This window comes from Litorivivens sp., from assembly GCF_041624475.1.
Lineage (GTDB): Bacteria > Pseudomonadota > Gammaproteobacteria > Pseudomonadales > Spongiibacteraceae > Litorivivens.
The window spans coordinates 1-18,814 of the sequence record NZ_JBFJUX010000015.1 but is presented as its reverse complement, the minus strand read 5'-3'; the positions used below and the strand labels follow the sequence as shown (position 1 = coordinate 18,814).

General features: G+C 55.2%; 19 protein-coding genes and 1 pseudogene. 8 read left to right on the top strand and 12 right to left on the bottom strand.

Annotated elements, in window-relative coordinates:
- Positions 1-49 precede the first annotated feature (49 nt).
- Positions 50-700, top strand: a complete 651-nt coding sequence (locus ABY734_RS14005; RefSeq protein ID WP_372779923.1) for an acyloxyacyl hydrolase — start codon at positions 50-52, stop codon at positions 698-700.
- Here ABY734_RS14005 and ABY734_RS14000 read toward each other — a convergent pair.
- The gene (locus ABY734_RS14000) at positions 687-1,343 is read right to left on the bottom strand and encodes a glutathione S-transferase family protein (protein WP_372779922.1); all 657 of its coding nucleotides are present in this window, start codon (positions 1,341-1,343) and stop codon (positions 687-689) included. The two genes, ABY734_RS14005 and ABY734_RS14000, sit on opposite strands and share 14 nt — an antisense overlap.
- Before the next feature lie 230 nt (positions 1,344-1,573).
- On the bottom strand, positions 1,574-1,957 hold the full coding sequence (locus tag ABY734_RS13995; protein WP_372779921.1) for a RidA family protein: 384 nt from the start codon (positions 1,955-1,957) through the stop codon (positions 1,574-1,576).
- A gap of 196 nt (positions 1,958-2,153) precedes the next feature.
- On the opposite strand from ABY734_RS13995, the gene ABY734_RS13990 reads away from it, so the two are divergent.
- Entirely contained in the window at positions 2,154-2,516 is a 363-nt protein-coding gene (locus ABY734_RS13990) for a hypothetical protein (protein ID WP_372779920.1), read from the top strand.
- Between the two features lie 119 nt (positions 2,517-2,635).
- Here the strand turns inward: ABY734_RS13990 and spoT are convergent, their stop codons facing one another.
- The 3 genes from spoT to gmk form a co-directional block, all read right to left on the bottom strand.
- On the bottom strand, positions 2,636-4,801 hold the full coding sequence (spoT, locus tag ABY734_RS13985) for a bifunctional GTP diphosphokinase/guanosine-3',5'-bis pyrophosphate 3'-pyrophosphohydrolase (protein WP_372779919.1): 2,166 nt from the start codon (positions 4,799-4,801) through the stop codon (positions 2,636-2,638).
- A gap of 21 nt (positions 4,802-4,822) precedes the next feature.
- Entirely contained in the window at positions 4,823-5,086 is a 264-nt protein-coding gene (gene rpoZ / locus ABY734_RS13980; RefSeq protein WP_372779918.1) for a DNA-directed RNA polymerase subunit omega, read from the bottom strand.
- A 123-nt stretch (positions 5,087-5,209) separates the two neighbouring features.
- Positions 5,210-5,842, bottom strand: coding sequence for a guanylate kinase (gene gmk / locus ABY734_RS13975; RefSeq protein ID WP_372779917.1), 633 nt, complete (start codon positions 5,840-5,842; stop codon positions 5,210-5,212).
- 194 nt (positions 5,843-6,036) lie between these two features.
- Between gmk and ABY734_RS13970 the strand changes: the two genes are divergently transcribed.
- The 3 genes from ABY734_RS13970 (at position 6,037) to ABY734_RS13960 (ending at position 8,691) form a co-directional block, all read left to right on the top strand.
- Positions 6,037-7,035, top strand: a complete 999-nt coding sequence (locus ABY734_RS13970; RefSeq protein WP_372779916.1) for a YecA family protein — start codon at positions 6,037-6,039, stop codon at positions 7,033-7,035.
- 242 nt (positions 7,036-7,277) lie between these two features.
- Entirely contained in the window at positions 7,278-7,802 is a 525-nt protein-coding gene (abiEi, locus tag ABY734_RS13965) for a type IV toxin-antitoxin system AbiEi family antitoxin (RefSeq protein ID WP_372779915.1), read from the top strand.
- Position 7,803: 1 nt separating this feature from the next.
- Positions 7,804-8,691: a nucleotidyl transferase AbiEii/AbiGii toxin family protein gene (locus ABY734_RS13960; RefSeq protein ID WP_372779914.1), complete on the top strand. Its 888-nt coding sequence runs from the start codon at positions 7,804-7,806 to the stop codon at positions 8,689-8,691.
- Between the two features lie 111 nt (positions 8,692-8,802).
- Here ABY734_RS13960 and ABY734_RS13955 read toward each other — a convergent pair whose 3' ends face one another.
- Entirely contained in the window at positions 8,803-9,672 is an 870-nt protein-coding gene (locus ABY734_RS13955; RefSeq protein ID WP_372779913.1) for a YicC/YloC family endoribonuclease, read from the bottom strand.
- A 160-nt stretch (positions 9,673-9,832) separates the two neighbouring features.
- On the opposite strand from ABY734_RS13955, the gene rph reads away from it, so the two are divergent.
- Positions 9,833-10,558 (top strand): ribonuclease PH, encoded by a 726-nt coding sequence (gene rph, locus ABY734_RS13950; protein WP_372779912.1) that lies wholly within the window; start codon positions 9,833-9,835, stop codon positions 10,556-10,558.
- Positions 10,559-10,666: 108 nt separating this feature from the next.
- On the opposite strand, the gene ABY734_RS13945 is transcribed toward rph, so the two are convergent.
- The 6 genes from ABY734_RS13945 to ftsY all read right to left on the bottom strand — a co-directional run bounded on the left by ABY734_RS13945 (position 10,667) and on the right by ftsY (position 16,804).
- A complete protein-coding gene (locus ABY734_RS13945) occupies positions 10,667-11,623 on the bottom strand; it encodes a GDP-L-fucose synthase family protein (protein ID WP_372779911.1) in 957 nt (318 codons plus the stop codon).
- On the bottom strand, positions 11,623-12,747 hold the full coding sequence (gmd, locus tag ABY734_RS13940) for a GDP-mannose 4,6-dehydratase (protein WP_372779910.1): 1,125 nt from the start codon (positions 12,745-12,747) through the stop codon (positions 11,623-11,625). Before gmd ends, ABY734_RS13945 begins: the two co-directional genes overlap by 1 nt.
- 131 nt (positions 12,748-12,878) lie before the next feature.
- The gene (gene rpoH, locus ABY734_RS13935) at positions 12,879-13,730 is read right to left on the bottom strand and encodes an RNA polymerase sigma factor RpoH (protein WP_372779909.1); all 852 of its coding nucleotides are present in this window, start codon (positions 13,728-13,730) and stop codon (positions 12,879-12,881) included.
- 150 nt (positions 13,731-13,880) lie between these two features.
- A complete protein-coding gene (ftsX, locus tag ABY734_RS13930) occupies positions 13,881-14,897 on the bottom strand; it encodes a permease-like cell division protein FtsX (RefSeq protein ID WP_372779908.1) in 1,017 nt (338 codons plus the stop codon).
- A complete protein-coding gene (ftsE, locus tag ABY734_RS13925; protein ID WP_372779907.1) occupies positions 14,894-15,565 on the bottom strand; it encodes a cell division ATP-binding protein FtsE in 672 nt (223 codons plus the stop codon). The genes ftsX and ftsE overlap by 4 nt, the downstream gene beginning before the upstream one ends.
- Before the next feature lie 156 nt (positions 15,566-15,721).
- Positions 15,722-16,804, bottom strand: a complete 1,083-nt coding sequence (ftsY, locus tag ABY734_RS13920; RefSeq protein WP_372779906.1) for a signal recognition particle-docking protein FtsY — start codon at positions 16,802-16,804, stop codon at positions 15,722-15,724.
- Between the two features lie 258 nt (positions 16,805-17,062).
- On the opposite strand from ftsY, the gene ABY734_RS13915 reads away from it, so the two are divergent.
- Both ABY734_RS13915 and ABY734_RS13910 read left to right on the top strand, forming a co-directional pair.
- The gene (locus ABY734_RS13915) at positions 17,063-18,130 is read left to right on the top strand and encodes an MraY family glycosyltransferase (protein WP_372779904.1); all 1,068 of its coding nucleotides are present in this window, start codon (positions 17,063-17,065) and stop codon (positions 18,128-18,130) included.
- 131 nt (positions 18,131-18,261) lie between these two features.
- Positions 18,262-18,671, top strand: a pseudogene (locus ABY734_RS13910) (transposase); the annotation flags it as partial.
- Positions 18,672-18,814 lie beyond the last annotated feature (143 nt).

The window sequence follows — 18,814 nt, the reverse complement described above, 5'->3', positions numbered from 1 at the left end:
CTTTGCTGCGTATCGCAACAATACGTTAAAAACCTATAAGACTGTTGCCATGCTCCGTCCTGCTTTTACGCGGCTGAAGCTGCGTGATCTTTATCTTGTTGTACTGGCGTTTTGTGCACCGACGCTGGCAGTCGCAGACTGCGAGCTGGATCACCGCACGCGGGCCCAGCCCTGTAGACAAACACCCATTGTTCTTGCCCAGCGCCCGACGCGGCTGCAGTATCTCAAGCAGCGCAAGAGAGTACCAAGGCCAGTAGCCGCCCCTCTGCTGAACGACTCCTATCTGTCGGTAAACGCCGGCTTTGTCGGGATCTTCAATCGCTTCAGTGAAACCCTGCGCTACGGCATGGAGTACCGCTGGAAACCGCTGACACAGTACGCCATTCGCCCGGCTGCTGGCGTGCTCAGCGCCGAAAATGACGCCAGCTATGTTTTCCTCGGGCTGCGACGGGATTTTTCTCTTGGCGAACACTGGCTGCTCACCGGCAGTTTTGATGCCGGCTATTTTGAAGAGCGCGACGAATTAAATCTGGGGCTGGAACTGGAGTTTCGCAGTGGCCTTGAGGTGGCCTACCAGTTCGACAACCGCTATCGCATTGGCGTCGCTCTGTACCACCTCTCGAACGGCGGATTCGGCAAGCGCAATCCGGGCACCGAATCCGTCGTGCTGAGCCTGACGGCGCCGATTATTTCGCATTAACTTTTTTCAGGAAGGCGTCAAACTGTGCCTGCATATCCGCGTCGAGCTGCTGGCAGATCGGGTTTTGCGCCATGCGCTCGTCCCAGGCCTTGAGTTCGGAGTTGCCTTCAAGCAGGTCCCACTTCAACACCGAGCCCGCCGCCAGTTTGGCAACGCCCAGCGAATAGCGCAGCACAATGTCGGCCAGGGTCTGCTGCTCGCCGCACACAAAGGGCGAGAAACTGGCCAGCGCATTGACCGCCCGCAAACCCTTTTCCAGCACCTCACGCACTTCGGCCTGAACACTGTCAGCCACTGGCGCACCGGCCAGCAATGCAGGCAACAATCGGCGGGCCGCCAGCTCGATATAGAGCTCCGAAACTTTAACCAACTCACGCACCTTGGCCTGCTGCCAGATATCAGCCGGCAGCAGCGGTTTTTCCGGGTAGGCGGCTTCGAGGTAATCAAGAATGACCGTGGTTTCGCAAAGGAAGCCCTGCTCGGTCTCAATACAGGGCACCTTGCCCATCGGGCTTTTGGCCAGATACTCCGGTGTTTGATCGGGGAAGACGGTGATTTCCTCAAAGGCTACGCCTTTTTCCAACAGGGCGTGCTTGACCATATTGAAATAGTCGCTGACCGCAAAACCATAGAGTTTTAGCATGATTATCTCCGGGAGAATAAATAGGTGAGCTTACGTTACGCGGAATAAGAAGACGATGCGAGCGGGTGCAGATTGCACTCGCATTCATGCACAAGGCCTTGTCCAAATACCCCCTCACCCCAACCCTCTCCCTCTGGGACAAACCCGCAGGGTTTAGGCGCCGGAGCTTGCGACGGCGGGGTGCAGCCCCGAACGCAGTGAGTCAATGGGCTGGGGTGAGGGGGACGCACTTACACGCCGAGAATCACTTCAATCTCCACCTTCGCCCCCTTTGGCAAGGCCGCCACCTGCACACAGGCACGGGCCGGGTAGGGTTCGGCAAAATGTCGCGCCATCACTTCATTCACTGCCACAAAATCATTCAGGTCGGTCAGCGAGATATTAACCTTCAGGGCGTCATCGAGCGTACCGCCCGCCTCGGCCGCCACTGCACTCAGATTTTTGAAGACCTGCTCGGCCTGCTCGGCTGCGGTCTCACCCACCATGGTCATGGTGTTCGGGTCGAGCGGAATCTGCCCCGACAGAAAGACGATATCGCCGAATTTTACCGCCTGTGAATAGGGGCCGATGGCCTTCGGGGCCTGGTCTGTGGAAACAATGCTTTTCTTGGACATGCGAACTCCAACAACAAAACTAAGGCAGAAAACCCGCATGGTAGCGCAATGCAGCGGTCTTGGCCCGCCTTGACCTGAAGCGGCTACTTCTCCACACTCGGCGCCCTTCAAAAATAACAATTATTGCAGGCTGGTCAACGCCGACGCGCCCTGCAATGCAGAGAAAACAACAACCAACACGCAATGGAGTGTCGTGATGAAAATGTTGCTATCAACTATCGCCCTGACCCTGAGTTCCTTAAGCCATGCCTGCGGCAGCAGCGAGCTGGTCCACATTCATGCGCAGCAGAACGATGGTGCCTATACCGTCGATCCGGGCAAAAAGCTTCTGTTATTTTACAAGGCCCCCCTGGCCGCCGACGGCTTTCGCGCCACGCTGAACGGTGAGGATATTTCTGATCAGTTCAACCCCGTAGACAACCGCTTTGGGGAAGCGCTGGCACTGTCCTTGAACGACGGCGAAAACATGTTGGAACTTCAGGGGCAGGTAGACAGCGAAGAATGCGCTCCAGAAGATGCATTGACCCAGCGTATCGTGCTGCTGACGGCTGCGCGATAACGGAGCCTTGTCGATAGGTATGACAAAGACACCGTCATTGCGAACGCAGCGAAGCAAACTCCTCGAGCGTGGCAGTGAATTCAAACGATCGCCGCGTCTCGGTCCTCGTGATTACCTGATCAGTGACGTACCCGGGTTACCCGCAGGGTAGCCGGAATGTGCCTGATGCGGCGCATGATATTGGCCAGGTGCAGCCGCGAGCGCACCCCGATCAGCAAATGCACGGTGGTGATTTTAGAGGTGTCTTCCTCCACACTGATTTTTTCAATGCTGGCGTCGGCGCCATTCACTCGGGTTGCCAGCACCGCGATAATACCGCGCTGCTTGCTGAGCTCGACCTTCAGCTCAACCGTAAAATCATTTTCAGTGTCGTCCGCCCAGGACAGGGGCACCACTTTTTCGGGCTTGCTGCGCATCTCGATACTGTTGTGGCAGGTATCGGTGTGAACCACCACCCCCTTTTCTGAGCTGAGCAGGCCGATAATCGGGTCCCCCGGTATCGGGTAGCAACACTTGGCAAAATTGACCAGAAAGCCCTCAGTACCGTTGATCACCATGGAGTGTTGTACCAGCTGCTCGGCCTGTTCCGGTTCTGCCTTGGGGCCATTCAGCAATTGCCGGGCGGTAAGATAGGCCACCCGGTTGCCGAGTCCGATCTCTTCCAGAATGTTTTCAAATTTTTCGCTGTCGGTCTGCTCCACCAGTTCGGCGCGCTGGGCTTCCGGAATTTCTTTCAACTGGCTGCCGAGACCGGCCAGGGCTTTTTCCAGCATACGCTGCCCCAGCTCCACCGCTTCGGCGCGGCGCTGATGCTTTAGAAAATGCCGGATGGTGGAGCGGGCTTTCGCGGTGACCACAAAGTTGAGCCAGTTAGGATTGGGCTGGGCCCCTTGCGCAGTAATGACCTCGACACTCTGACCACTCTGCAGCACTTCCGATAAGGGTGCCAGACGGCGATTGATACGACAGGCGACGCAGTTGTTGCCCACGTCACTATGCACTGAGTAGGCAAAATCCACCGCCGTGGCCCCGGCCGGCAATTCCAGAATCTCGCCCTTGGGGGTAAACACATAGATCTCGTCAGGGAAGAGATCAATTTTGACGTTTTCAATAAACTCCAGCGAGTTACCCGCCCGCTGCTGCATTTCCAGCAGCCCCTGAACCCACTGCCGGGCCCGGGCGTGACTGCTGCCCGACGATGGCCCGCTGTCGGTTTTGTAGAGCCAGTGAGCGGCAATGCCGTTGTTGGCCATCTCTTCCATTTCTTCTGTGCGAATCTGGATTTCGATAGGCACGCCGTTCAGGCCAAACAGGCCCGTGTGCAACGACTGGTAGCCATTGGCCTTGGGTATCGCGATGTAATCCTTGAACTGCCCAGGTACCGGTTTGTAGAGACTGTGCACGCAGCCCAGCACCCGGTAACAGTCGTCGACCGAGTCCACCACGATGCGAAAGGCATACAGATCCATGATTTCACTGAAAGACTTACGCTTGCTGCGCATCTTCTGGTAGATGCTGTAGAGGTGCTTCTCACGCCCCATTACCCGGGCACTGATTCCCTCTTCTTCCAGATACGTTTCAATGGACTCTTCGATCTGCTCGACAATCTCGCGGCGATCACCCCGCACCCGCTTGACGGCGCGGCGGATGCGCTCGGCCCGCATCGGGTACATGGCGCTGAAGCCGAGATCTTCAAATTCCAGCCGGATATTGTGCATCCCCAGTCGCTGGGCGATGGGGGCATAAATTTCTAGGGTTTCGCGGGCGATGCGGCGACGCTTGTCCGGCTGCAGCACCCCGAGGGTGCGCATGTTGTGCAGTCGGTCTGCCAGCTTCACCAGAATAACCCGGATATCCTTTGCCATGGCCAAAGCCATTTTCTGGAAGTTTTCCGCCTGCTGCTCGGCACGGGACTGAAATTCAATACGGGTCAGTTTGGACACCCCATCCACCAGTTCCGCCACGGTGGCGCCGAACTGATTGGCGAGGGTTTTCTTGGAGATGGCGGTATCTTCAATCACATCGTGCAGCATGGCGGCCATAAGGCTCTGATGATCCATGTGCATGTCAGCGAGAATGGCGGCGACGGCGAGCGGGTGGGTAACGTAGGGCTCGCCGCTGCGGCGGCGCTGCCCTTCGTGGGCCTGTTCAGCGTAGTAATAGGCGCGCCGTACCAGATTCACCTGCTCAGGCGACAGGTAATCGGCGAGAGTGTCGGCTAGCGCGCCAATGGACCGTTCCGGTTGGTGACCGTTTTGGGCGTGGAATATCGAGTACTGAAGCATTCCTCCCCTCAACAGCAACGGTTAGGCGATAGGATGACTGTCCATCTCGCTGAGATCGAGTTCCGGCTCTTCGCGTTCAATGTCCGCGGCCATCACTTCCTGTTTGGTGATCTTGCGCTCAGCCAGTTCACGCAGGGCCAGCACGGTGGGCTTGTCGCCGTCTTCACTCACCAGCGGTTCTTTACCGCCGGTGGCGATTGCGCGGGCGCGCTTGCTGGCAATCATCACCAGCTCAAAGCGGTTATCTACGTGCTCAAGGCAATCTTCAACTGTAATACGGGCCATGCGAGTTTCCTGAGTAATGTCGTTCAGCGTGAAAAAGTCGTTCTGACAGTGCTTCCCGCCTGATACACACTAGTAAAAGGCAAGAAGGCCACTGAGCGCAAGCCCAGCGGGCGGGCGAGTGTATCAAAATTGATCAGGACGCGACAGTAGATCCGCCAACAAAGCCTGATGCTTGAGCTGCTGCGAGGGCAGGCTCAGACGCTGGCTGTGGATTATCGCCTGCAGGTCGGCCAGGGCGGTTTCAAAATCGTCGTTAATCACCAGATACTCGGCCTCGGCAAAGTGGGACATCTCGTCCACCGCCGCCTGCATCCGCCGGGCGATAATCGCCTCATCGTCCTGACCGCGCCCGCGCAGGCGCTGCTCCAGCGTTTCCCGCGAGGGTGGCAGAATAAAAATAGAGCGGGTTTCCGGCATGATTCGCCGCACCTGCGCGGCGCCCTGCCAGTCGATCTCCAGAATCACGTCAGTACCGCCCGCCAGCTGCTGGCTGACCCAAGACTGGGAGGTGCCATAATAGTTGTCGAAGACTTGGGCATGCTCCAGAAAGGCAGCCTCACCCAGCATAGCCAGAAACTGCTCGACGGAGACAAAATGGTAATCCTTGCCGTCGACCTCGCCGGGGCGCTGCGGGCGGGTGGTGTGCGACACCGATACGCGGATATTGTCGGTGCGCTCCAGCAAGGCGTGAACCAAACTGGTTTTGCCGGCGCCGGAGGGAGCGGAAATAGTGTAGAGAATGCCTTGGGATGCCATGTTCTTGTATTTTGTCCAGATGAGCTGCTAATGATAGCAGTTTACGCGGAATTCTTTGGATAGTGGTTTGCCGCAGGGATTATAGGCACACCGCAGCCTGAGAATGAACGGGCAATGCGGCCACAGGTTACAAAGCAGCACCGCACCGATGTGCATACAATAACGCAATTTCAGAAAGTACAGGCTCGCTTACTATGAAACCCGGTCGAAATGACCCCTGCCCCTGTGGCAGTGGTGCCAAATATCAACACTGCTGTATGGAAGCCGCGTCAAAACAGCATGCAGACCTTTTCGATGACATTGGGCAAACCGTAGCAATGAACCCCAATCTGACTATCGATGAGGTCAATCTGCTTATCCAGCAGCGCATGCATGTGCGCAACAGTCAGCCCCTTGACGACTTTTGCGGCCTTTCACCAAGCCAGATGGCCAACTGGCTGTATGCACCTTTCTCAGAGCTGGCCGGACTCACCATCAACACACCCGAGGACTTATCAGGCAGTCCCGTCATGCGCTATCTGGAACTGATAGTGGAAGAGGCAATGCAGCGCGATGGGAAATTGAAAACAACCCCTAAAGGCAACCTGCCGACAAAGCTGGTAAAACAAGCCAGTGAGCTGCTGCCGGAGTTTGCAATTGCCAAATTCGAAACAGTCCCAAGCATTTCTGAGTACACGGGCAGCAACGAAGATAAATTCAACGCCTTGCACTACACCCGCATCATGGCCGAAATTGCCGGAATCACGTTCCGCAAAAGCGGGCACATTCACATTAAAAAGGCTGCGCAAAAGCAGTATCAAAACCATGGCGTCAAAGCCTTCTTCTACCCCATGCTGGAGGCCGCCCTCAGGAAGTACAACTGGGGCTATATGGATGGCTGGGAGGACAACGTCGATTTACGGATGTTCTGGCTGTTTATGCTGTGGCGACTTCAAAGCCACGGCTCGATTGATCAGATGCTTGCAGAGGTCAGCAAAGCATTCCCGGATTTACTCAGCCAATTGCCAACCGACGTCTACTTCACACCGATAGAACAACTTCACATGCTGATCGAATCACGCTTTATCGACCGATTTTTGCAGTATTGGGGCTTTGTGATCTCCGACCCGAAACGCTTCGCTGATGGAGAGCGCCTGTCGCGAAAGGTAGAGATTCAGCCTCTGCTTACGCAGGCCTTTCAGTTTTCTGCATGAAGTGCTGACCAGCCTCCAATACAGACCCCAGCATTGAGGCTTTTGCGGACGGCTCAAGCAAGCATTTGATTTACGAGGAATATAGAGCACCCATGACTCTGAATACCCATTGAGGCCTGGAAAAGCACAAGCGTTCAGGTATACGCCAAGCTTCCAAATAAGTAACTATCTGTTTACCCAGTTGCTAAACTACGCGCATGAGTATACACTAAATTACTTTATCAGTGACCTAGTGTATACCTATGACAAAATCGGACAAGCTATTAAGCGCCTTGGCCGAAGCCGTAAAGGCCGGAGGTGGCATACACAGCGCCGCGGAACTGGCATTTATGCTGGGTGAACCCTGCGATCCCGCCTTTAGGAAGTTTCTGACAGACAGCACTAAAAGAGGCCGACTTAGAAGAGTGATAAAAGGCTTTTACGAAAGCGTGCTCACCCCGCCTGAGCGAGAAACCGCGATCTACAAAATCATAAAAAAGCTGCGCAGCGATGTGCTTAACTACATTAGCCTCGAAAGCCAGTTAAGTCATACGGGCGACATTTCACAAGTGCTGATGGGCAGGGTAACCGTTGTCACCAAAGGGCGAAGCGGTCGCTTTGACACACCCTATGGCGTGATTGAATTTACCCATACGAAAAAGCCAATCGAGCACATTGCTCCGAATTTGTACTATGACCCAGACATCAAAATGTTGCGGGCAAATACAGAACAGGCGATTGCCGACCTGAAACACTGCCGCCGCAACCTGCATATGCTGGAGAGCTAATATGTTGAAGCAGCAAATCCGCCAAATTGTTCAAGCCAATCCAGACTATGCTGCGATCACGCCGGTGATAGAAAAGGAGATACTGCATCACGACATTATGGATGTGTTGATCAAACAAGGTGTTATGCAGCGGCTCACCTTTATTGGCGGCACCTCACTGCGCATGTGTTATAACAGCGCACGCTTGTCGGAAGACCTTGATTTTAATGGCGGGCACGACTTCAAGCCCACGGATTTTGATGGCCTGGAATCTGAATTACAAAAGTACATTCAGAAAAAATACGAAACGGAGGTTCGGGTCAATAAGCCCTCGCTTGCGTCACAAGGCGACACTGTGTCTTGGAAAATCAGCATTGCGAAAGAAGCCAGCCGTCCCGACTTGCCCTGGCAAAAGATGCATATTGATGTATGCGCCATTCCATCCTTTGATATAGAAAAGCGCGCCTTGCTGAATCACTACAACATTGTGGTGCCAACGGAAGGAATCCTGGTTCCGGTACAATCGCTACAAGAAACGCTCGCGGACAAGCTCATCGCCATGGCTTATCGCGCAAGACGTATCAAACCCCGCGATATATGGGATATCGTCTGGATTAAACAACGCGGTGTTAGCCTGTCAAAAACGTTGGTTGCACAGAAATTAACCGCCCGGAAAAAACAAACAGAAGACTTTCAGCAGGCGCTTTCCATTCAACTCGCCAAACTGATGCAAGGCGATGAAGTGCGCAACGACTTCAACATGGAAATGACCCGCTTTATCCCCAAACTGATCAAAGAAAGAACCGTTGATAATCCGGAATACTGGTCTTATGTGCAGACAGAAGTGAAAGACATTGCCTTTGAACTGCTACGTGACGGCACGCCAAAGAACAAATTTGATATGGGCTAGCAGCGAAAGATAGCGCAACCATTTCTCTCGCCTCCCAATTTTGGCAGACTCGATACAACCCATATCACGCCATAGCGAGTTGATTTGCATTTAACCAGCAGCTGCAAAAACCTATTCGATGTTCTGAATCTGCTCCCGCATCTGCTCTATCAACACCTTCAACTCTACCGCCGCCTGAGTGCTATCCGCCACCACGGCCTTGGAGGAGAGGGTGTTGGCCTCGCGATTGAGCTCCTGCATCAGAAAATCCAGCTTGCGGCCACAGGCACCGCCTTTGCTGAGAACACGCTGCACTTCCTGCACGTGCGTGTCGAGGCGATCCAGCTCTTCGGCCACATCGATTTTCTGGGCCAGCAGAGCCACTTCCGCTTCCAGCCGCTCCTCATTGAGCTGTACGTTCAAGGCCTCAAGGCGCTGGCTCAGTTTGTCGCGCTGGGCCTGCACCAGCTGTGGCATGGCGCCGCGAAGGGTCTTAGTGATGTCACTGATCTGCCCGAGACGCTGCTCGATCATGGCTTTCAGCTCGCCGCCCTCACGCTCACGCCCCGCTTGCAGCTCTTTCAGAGCCTTCGCAAACAACGTGTGAAGATCATTTTGCACCTCATCGGCATCAGGCTGCGTGTCACCCACCACGCCCGGCCACTGCAGCACCCGCAAGGGGTCAATTGGCGCACTGGAATCCAGTTTGGCCTGAATGGCGCTGGCGGCGGCAATCACCTGATCCGCCAGCACCTCATTCACCTTAAGGCTTTCGCCGGCCTGATTCTGCATCTGCAGGCGCAGGGTCACCTCTACCTTTCCACGCGACAGAGCCTTGCGAAGGCTGTCACGCAGGGCCGGCTCAAGGTGGCGCCACAATTCGGGTAGTTTGAAGGTCAAATCGAGATAGCGCTGATTGACAGAGCGAATCTCCCAGGAGGCGGTACCCCAGGGCAATTCGGCGCGCTGATGCGCGAAGGCGGTCATGCTACGAACGGGCAAGAGAGGTCTCCGGCGACAAGTGGAGCCGACATTGTACCCTGTAGTTCAACCGATGAGAGCGGGACATTTACACAGAAGCCCCAGAAAATGGGCACTGCGAGCTGTTATACTCCCTCGCCTTGGCTTTACAACACCCTTAAAAACCAATCAGGAGCATTGCATGTCACGACCCAGCGGCCGCCAGCCAGATCAACTGCGTGAAATCCGTATTACCCGAAGCTACACCTGTCACGCCGAAGGCTCGGTGTTGATTGAAATGGGCAACACCAAAGTGATCTGCACCGCCTCGGTCGACAACTCCGTGCCGCCCTTTCTGCGCGGCAAAGGTCAGGGCTGGGTCACCGCCGAATACGGCATGCTGCCCCGCTCCACCGGCTCGCGCATGAACCGCGAAGCCGCTCGCGGTAAGCAGAGCGGTCGCACCCAGGAAATTCAGCGCCTGATTGGCCGTTCACTGCGCGCCGCCGTGGATATGAACAAGCTCGGCGAAAACACCATCCAGATCGACTGCGACGTGATTCAGGCCGACGGTGGCACCCGCACAGCCTCCATTACCGGCGCCTACATTGCCCTGGCTGATGCCATTGCCAGCATGCTCAAGGCGGGCACTGTTAAAGAAAACCCCATAGTGCAGCAGATAGCCGCCATCAGCGTTGGCGTGTTTGAAGGCACCCCGGTGCTGGATCTGGACTACCCGGAAGACTCCAAAGCCGAAACCGATATGAATGTGGTGATGGGTTCCAACGGCGGTTTTATTGAAGTGCAGGGTACAGCGGAAGCCGCGCCTTTTGCGCGAACCGAGTTGAACGCAATGCTGGATTTGGCAGAGAAAGGGATTGGGGGGTTGTTTGAAGAACAGAGCAAGGCGTTGACGGCGGAGGTTTAGCCCTCACCCTAACCCTCTCCCAGAGGGAGAGGGAACTTAAAATTTTGCTCAGTGCGCACCCTCTCCCGCTGGGAGAGGGACGGGGTGAGGGGGTTACAGGGCAAAAGCCTAACCGCGAACCGCCCCACCCTGCTTCAAAAACCATTGATACGTCTCCGCCAAACCTTCGCGTAAGCCTATCTTGGCCTCCCATCCCAGCTGTTTCAGGCGCGATACATCCAGCAGCTTACGCGGTGTGCCGTCAGGCTTGCTGGTATCAAAAATCAGCTCACCCTCGAAGCCGATGACCTCGCAGAGGGTTTCCGCCAGCTCGCGAATGCTGCAATCAACGCCCGTACCTACATTAATATGCGACAACATAGGTTCGGTGTGCTTCGCCAGCACCTCAGCCGGGAGGTTCATAACCGACACACAGGCATCGGCCATATCATCCACGTGAAGAAACTCGCGGCAAGGCTTGCCGCTGCCCCAAATCACCACCTCTTTTGCGCCACCCAGTTTGGCCTCATGAATGCGGCGCATTAGCGCCGGAATCACGTGGGAGTTCTCAGGATGAAAGTTGTCGCCGGGGCCGTAGAGGTTTGTTGGCATCACGCTACGATAATCCACCCCGTACTGGCGGTTATAGGATTCACATAGCTTTATGCCCGCAATTTTGGCGATGGCATAGGGCTCATTGGTCGGCTCGAGCACACCAGTCAGCAGCTCGCTTTCCGCCATCGGTTGCTTCGCAAACTTGGGGTAAATGCAGGATGACCCGAGAAACAATAACTTGCCCACACCACTGGCATAGGCCTGATGAATCACATTGGCCTCAATCATCAGGTTTTCATAGATAAATTCAGCGGGGTACTCGTTGTTGGCGTGAATGCCACCTACCTTCGCCGCCGCAAGGTAGACCGCGTCCGGACGCTCACGCTCGAAAAAAGCCTTAACCGCATTTGAGTCTCTCAGGTCGAGCTGATCTCGATTGGCCGAAACGACCTCAACTCCATCCGACTCCAGACGCCGCACAATCGCGCCGCCTACCATACCCCGGTGCCCCGCGACAAAAACCTTGGGCATCAGGGATTCTCCAGCGACAGGTTAATATCGAAGCCATGCTGCTTTAACAGAGCGTGACGACGAGCCTGATCAAGATCAAACGCAACCATCTCCGCCACCATCTCTTCCGCCGTTATCGTCGGCTTCCAGCCTAGCTGCTCGTGGGCGCGGCTTGGATCACCGAGCAGGGTCTCCACCTCGGCCGGCCTGAAGTAACGCGGGTCGACTTTAATAATCACTGCTCCAGGCTTGATGGCCGGAGCACAGTCTCCAGTTACGGAAGCTACTACACCCACTTCATCGACGCCACTGCCCTGCCACTCGAGCTCGATCCCCAGCTCAGAGGCGGCCATTTCCACAAAACGGCGCACGGAGTACTGTTTGCCGGTTGCAATGACAAAATCTTCGGCCTGTTCCTGTTGCAACATCAACCACTGCATTTCAACGTAGTCTTTGGCGTGACCCCAGTCGCGCAGGGCATCCATATTGCCAAGATAGAGACACTGTTCCAGTCCTTGAGCGATATTGCTCAGGCCGCGAGTGATCTTGCGGGTCACAAAAGTCTCACCACGGCGACTGGACTCGTGGTTGAACAAAATGCCGTTGCAGGCATACATACCGTAAGACTCGCGGTAGTTAACCGTAATCCAGTAGGCGTAGAGCTTGGCTACGGCGTAGGGCGAGCGCGGGTAAAACGGCGTGGTTTCTTTTTGCGGTGTTTCCTGCACCAAACCGTATAGCTCAGAGGTAGAGGCCTGATAAAAGCGGGTTTTGTCTTTTAACCCCAACAGACGAATCGCTTCAAGCAAGCGCAGAGTACCAAGGCCATCGACGTCAGCGGTGTATTCCGGCTGCTGAAAAGACACCGCAACGTGGCTCATTGCACCAAGGTTGTAGATTTCGTCGGGCTGAACCTCCTGCACAATACGGGTGAGGTTGGAGGTATCGCTTAGATCACCGTAGTGCAAAATCAGATTGGGGTCGGGGTGGTGTGGATCCTGATAGATATGATCAATGCGTTCGGTATTGAGCGACGCAGCCCGACGCTTAGTACCATGAACTTCGTAACCTTTTTTGAGAAGCAGCTCCGCAAGATAGGAGCCGTCCTGGCCAGTAATGCCAGTAATCAGCGCAACTTTAGACATGTAATGATCTTTATATGATTCGAGAAGGAGGGAGAGTATATCAAGCGGAACAGGGAATTTGTCCAGGAGAAGCAGGAGATTCAGCAGAGGAGCCGCCCCTTCCGGAAATAAAGAGGGGGCGGGGAAATCCCTTAAGCCATCATTGAAGCCTTCAGCTTCTTCATCGCATTCTGCTCAAGCTGACGAATACGCTCAGCCGACACGCCATAACGGGCTGCCAGTTCGTGCAGGGTTTCCTTGGAATCTTCATTGAGCCAGCGGGCCTGCAGAATATCGCGGCTACGCTCGTCCAGCTCTGCCATGGCAAGCGCCAGTTTTTCGTTGGAGTCGCTTTCCCAATCGGCCGCTTCCAGTAGCTGGGCGGGGTTGGAGGTATGGTCTTCCAGATACTGCACCGGAGCCGGCGAGGGTGAGTCGTCATCCACGTCGACATCAAAGCCGACGTCAACAGCGGCCAGACGGCTTTCCATCTGACGGACGTCTTTCACTTCAACGCCCAGATCTTTGGCAACCGCCGTGGCTTCTTCATTATTGAGCCAGGCCAGTTTTTTCTTGGCACCGCGCAGGTTAAAGAATAGCTTGCGCTGGGCCTTGGTGGTGGCCACTTTAACAATACGCCAGTTACGCAAAATAAATTCGTGAATTTCGGCCTTGATCCAGTGCACCGCAAAGGACACCAGTCGCACGCCCTTGGTGGGGTCAAAACGCTTGACCGCCTTCATCAAGCCGACGTTGCCTTCCTGAATCAGGTCAGCCTGGGGCAGGCCGTAACCCCTGTAGCTGCGCGCAATGTGCACCACAAAACGCAGGTGCGACATAACCAGCTCGCGCGCCGCCTCAAGATTCTCATTGTAGAAAAGGTCTTCTGCCAGCGCGCGCTCGCGCTCGGCGCTCAGTACCGGGATGCTGCCAACGGTCTGGATATACGCAGAGAGGTCGCTACCCGGCACCAATTGGTGAATTGGCTGCAGTTGGGTTGCCATGTGCGCAGTACCTCCTAAAGAGTGGTTAATACCAATCAGGGCCAAGAAGTTTAGCACTCGGCGAGTTAGAGTGCCAACAGGCGGAAAAGTTCACCATGCGCTCTGTGGATAAGCCTGAATAATTTTTAACTTTCAGAAAGCTAGCGCACCTCAGCGCGGCTCAATGCCACTCAAATGCCGCCCCACCACCAAAAAGGCGCCCATCCAGCCCAACAACCCGCTGGTCAGCCAGAGCATAAGCGTATTACCAAAGCCCAAACCAATAAGCGAGTACTCACTTCCATAAAGCCCCGCCAGGGTAGAAACCGGCCCCGCCAGAATCAGCAGGCTCACCTGCAGAATCAACCAGGCCGTCAAGCCACCGCCCAGGCCATACCAGAACCCTGTATAAAGGAAGGGCCGGCGCACGAAGGCATCGGTACCGCCGACCAGTTTTACCACCACAATCTCATCGCGCCGGGCCTCGATGGCGAGCTTAATGGTGTTCCCAATCACCAATAGCACCCCCAGCATCAGCAGAAAGGCCAGCGCCAGGGTGATGCGCTTGCCGATGTCCATCATCGCATGCAGGCGCTGCACCCACTCCAAATCCAGCTTGGCCTGCGCCACCTGCGGCTTGCCTGCAAGCTCCGCCAGCAGCTGCTGACTGACGGCCGTCGAGCGCTCGCTGGCCACGGGCGTAATCAGCACCACGGCCGGCAAGGGGTTTCGACTCAGCGAATTGAGCACATCGCCATAGCCAGACATCTCCCGAAACTCTTCCAGCGCCTCACGCGACGAGCGGTATTCCACCGCTTCAATATCCGAATGCCGGTTCAAGCTGCCTGCAAATTCACGCGCCCGGGCGTCACTCAGCGTCTGGTCCAGAAAGAGGGTGATTTTCGCCGCGCCATCCCAGCCCCGGCCCAGCTGCTCAATATTGGCCAGGGCCACCAGCATCACCACCGGCAGAGCCAGGGCAATGCCAATGACCAAGACCGTCATCGCCGACGAGGCCGGCTCCTTTACCAAACGGCGCAAAGTCTGGCCAGCCACCAACCGCTGATTGGCCCAGTAGCCCTGCCACTTCTCTTTCATACCGATGGGTTTAACGCTGGCGCCAGCGCCCGGTGTTTTCGGCTCCGAGGGCTTGGATTTCACCGGCTTGCGGGTAGGCGTGGCGCTCATGCTGGCGTCACTCCGCCAGCCAAAATCTGGCCTTGCTCCAGCGACATCACCCGGTAGGGCATGCGGGCAATCAGAGACAGGTCGTGGGTGGCAATCAATACGGTCACCCCCACCTGATTAAACTGCTCAAATAAATGCATGATTTCGGCAGACAGCTGCGGATCAAGGTTACCGGTAGGCTCATCGGCCAGCAGCAAGGCCGGTTTGTTCACCACCGCCCGGGCAATGCCCACCCGCTGTTGCTCACCACCTGAGAGCGTGACCGGGTTCTTTTTTTCCTTGTCGAGCAGGCCCACCTTATCCAGTGCCGCCCGCACCCGCCGCCCCACATCGCGCGGCTGAAAGCCGGCAATGATCAGGGGCAGCGCCACATTGTCGAACACAGAGCGATCAAACAGCAGCTGGTGGTTCTGAAACACCACCCCCACACCGCGTCGATGCTGGGGAATCTTGCGGGCCGACAGGCGGTTCAGGTTTTTGCCGTCAATAAACAACTGCCCAGAGGTGGGCCGCTCCATCATCATAATAAGCTTCAAGAGCGTGCTCTTGCCGGCACCACTGTGGCCAGTGAGAAACACCATTTCCCCACGATCCACCTGAAAACTCAGCTGGTTAAGCGCGGTATGACCGCCCGGGTAGCGTTTACTGACGTCGTCGAATTGAATCATGTGGCCGCACGTTAATTATCATTGCAGGCATTGTATAGCACCGTCACGGGGAGCGCAGCGCGGCAGGAAGTAATCTCCATTAACACCCCACCGTCATTGCGAACGTAGTGAAGCAATCTCTTCACGTGTGGCAGCGGAATCAGGAAATCGCCACCACTACTCCGCCCCAACCCGCCTGGCAAACAACGCCTCTACAAACTCATCCGCTCGAAACGGCCGCAAGTCCCCAATCCCCTCCCCAATACCAATAAAGCGAATCGGAATACCCAGCTGCTGGCTGATGGCAAAGATAATCCCGCCCTTAGCGGTACCATCCAACTTGGTCAGCGCAATACCGCTCACGCCAACCGCCTCCTGAAAGTGCCGGGCCTGAGCCAGCGCGTTCTGGCCGGTACCCGCATCCAGCACCAGCATCACCTCATGGGGCGCGGTGTCATCGATCTTCTTCATCACCCGAACAACCTTCTTCAGCTCTTCCATCAGGTTGTCCTTGTTGTGCAGACGCCCGGCGGTGTCGGCAATCAGCACATCCACCTCGCGACTTTTGGCCGCCTGCAGGGCATCAAAAATCACCGAGGCGGAGTCGGCCCCAGTATGCTGCGCCACCACCGGCACGCCATTGCGCTCGCCCCACACCTGCAGCTGCTCCACCGCCGCCGCCCGAAAAGTATCCCCCGCCGCCAGCATCACCGACTTACCCAGCACCTGCAGCTGCTTGGCCAGCTTACCGATGGTGGTAGTCTTGCCCACGCCGTTTACGCCCACCATCAAAATCACATAGGGCTTGTGGCTGCCGTCAATTACCAGCTCCTGCTGAGCCGGCACCAGCAGGTTGGTCAGCTCGCCCTGCAGTGCCTGATACAGCGCCTGGGCATCCGCCAGCTGTTTGCGATGAACCTTATCGGTAATGTTGTCGATAATGGTCTGGGTGGCCTCAATGCCAATGTCCGCCATCAGCAGCTGGGTTTCGATCTCCTCCAGCAGGTCGTCATCGATGGTCTTCTGACCCAGAATCAGGTTACCCAGCCCCTGCCCGATATTGCTGCCCGTTTGCTGCAAACCTCGCGTAAGCCGTTCAAACAACCGCATTTTCTGCTCTTCAGTGAGCTCAACGTGCTGCCACGGCGCCAGTTCCGCGTCTTCAATAAAGCCCTCAGCCGCCGCCAGATCTTCGCCAGCACCGGTAAGGCCGTCTTTCAAACGGGAAAAGAAGGAAGGTTTCTGTTCTGAATCGCTCAAGGGGCTAAGATCCTGCCGGTTGAAAAGCGGGCATTCTAGCACGGGAATTTACGCACCCACCCCCATCAGCCCTCTAAACCTAAATCCAATCACACTTAAGGCGTTTAAATATCAACCAACTTATGTAATTATGCCAAGTACGCGGTTTATAATTTAGCGCATACATATAACTCGGCGGCTAACCGTGATTTCGCGCCGAAACGAAGAACCCATTTTAGGCTCCCTCAAGCCGAAAACCTATCTAGAGCGTGTGTTGAAATGTTGGCGCTAGTCCTCACTGCAAGTATTTCTTTTGCACTCTGCACAATACTACTTCAAATCTTAATAAAAAATGCTACGTCTCTCCGCTTAATTGACGAACCCGGGGGGCGTAAGCACCACCAAGCTCCCACTCCACTGGTAGGCGGCCTAGCGATAGGCGCTAGTGCATTTTCAGCAATACTCTGGCCTGAAGTTATGACATCAAACCTTATCTGGTTTTGGCCTGCGCTATTCGTATTGTTGATAACCGGACTTTATGATGACCGGCACGAACTTAGCCCAAAAAAACGCTTAATAACCCAGATAGTGGCCAGCCTTATTATGGCCGTTCTCGCTGACGTTAGTATCACAAGCCTTGGTGATATCTACGGTATCGGACCAATCCAACTAATCGCTTTAAGCATTCCAGTCACAATATTCGCTGTTTTGAGTGCAATAAATGCTTTCAACATGATCGATGGACTGGATGGGCTCGCGGGTGGCCTAGCATTCATTCCGCTAACGATTCTTAGCGCAATAGCCGCGAAAGCAGAACTATGGCCGCAAGCTATTCTTAGCGGCGCATTTGCTGCCGCCTTATTCTCCTTCTTGCTAATTAACTACCGCTTCCCATGGACCTCAAGAGCTAAAGCCTTCCTCGGAGACACTGGCAGCACCACTTTAGGCTTCGCCATAGCATGGCTCCTAGTCAGCAGTAGCGAATCCTCTCTAATATCGCCGGTGACTGCCTTGTATCTAATAGCGATACCTCTCCTAGATACCGCAGCAGTCATGTTTCGTCGAAAGATTAACGGCCGGCCATTAATGGAACCAGGCCGAGACCACCTCCATCACATCTTGAGGCAAAGTGGGTTATCGGTTACTTCCACTGTAACCGCGATACACTCAATTGCTTTACTTCTGGCTGCTATCGGGTTAACCCTCTCCGCACTAAGAATCCCAGAATTCATCAGCTTCGGGGGGTTCTGCATGCTTCTATTGGTTTTTGTCTGGTTCACCAGTAAACGAAACGACGCCATCGCATCCGGCATGCTTAAGCCCATGCAGCAAGATAGCTTAGGTTAAAGAGCAAAATAGATATATACGAACGATGCCGAAAGGAGGCACAGAAAAATCGCCCCCTTGTAGTGGCATAGTGAATTTGGCCACCTGATTTTGAGTGTATTATCACTCGTAGAGAAAGTCAGGTGGAAACGATGACGAAGAAGAGAAACTTCAGCCCAGAATTCCGTCTCGAAGCGGCCCAGCTTGTGGTCGACCAAGGCTACACAATAAAGGCAGCTTGCGACGCGATGGGTGTTGGCAAGTCCACCATGGAGTATTGGGTTCGCCGACTCCGGGCCGAGCGCTCCGGCAATGCGCCAGATAAAGGCGAGGCACTGACCGCTGAGCAGCGAGAGATCCAGGATCTGAAGCGCAAGTTACGGCGGGCTGAGGAAGAGAAAGAGATACTAAAAAAGGCTACAGCCCTCTTGATGTCGGACTCCCTGAGCAGTTCTCGATAATCGAGCGACTTGAAGAGAGCTATGCGGTGCAGCACTTGTGTGAAGTGTTTGGGGTGCACCGCAGTAGTTACCGCGCATGGCGTAGCCGGGACATGACTCCGAGGTAAGCATCCGGTGAACCCCACTTGATTCGGGTTTGCAAATTTGGGTTGTGTATCTATAGTTCACAGAAGGCACAGGATGTGCCCGTTGCAGGGAGGCACTCTCAGGAAGAGAGGACACTACGGAAGGTGGGCATGGCCAT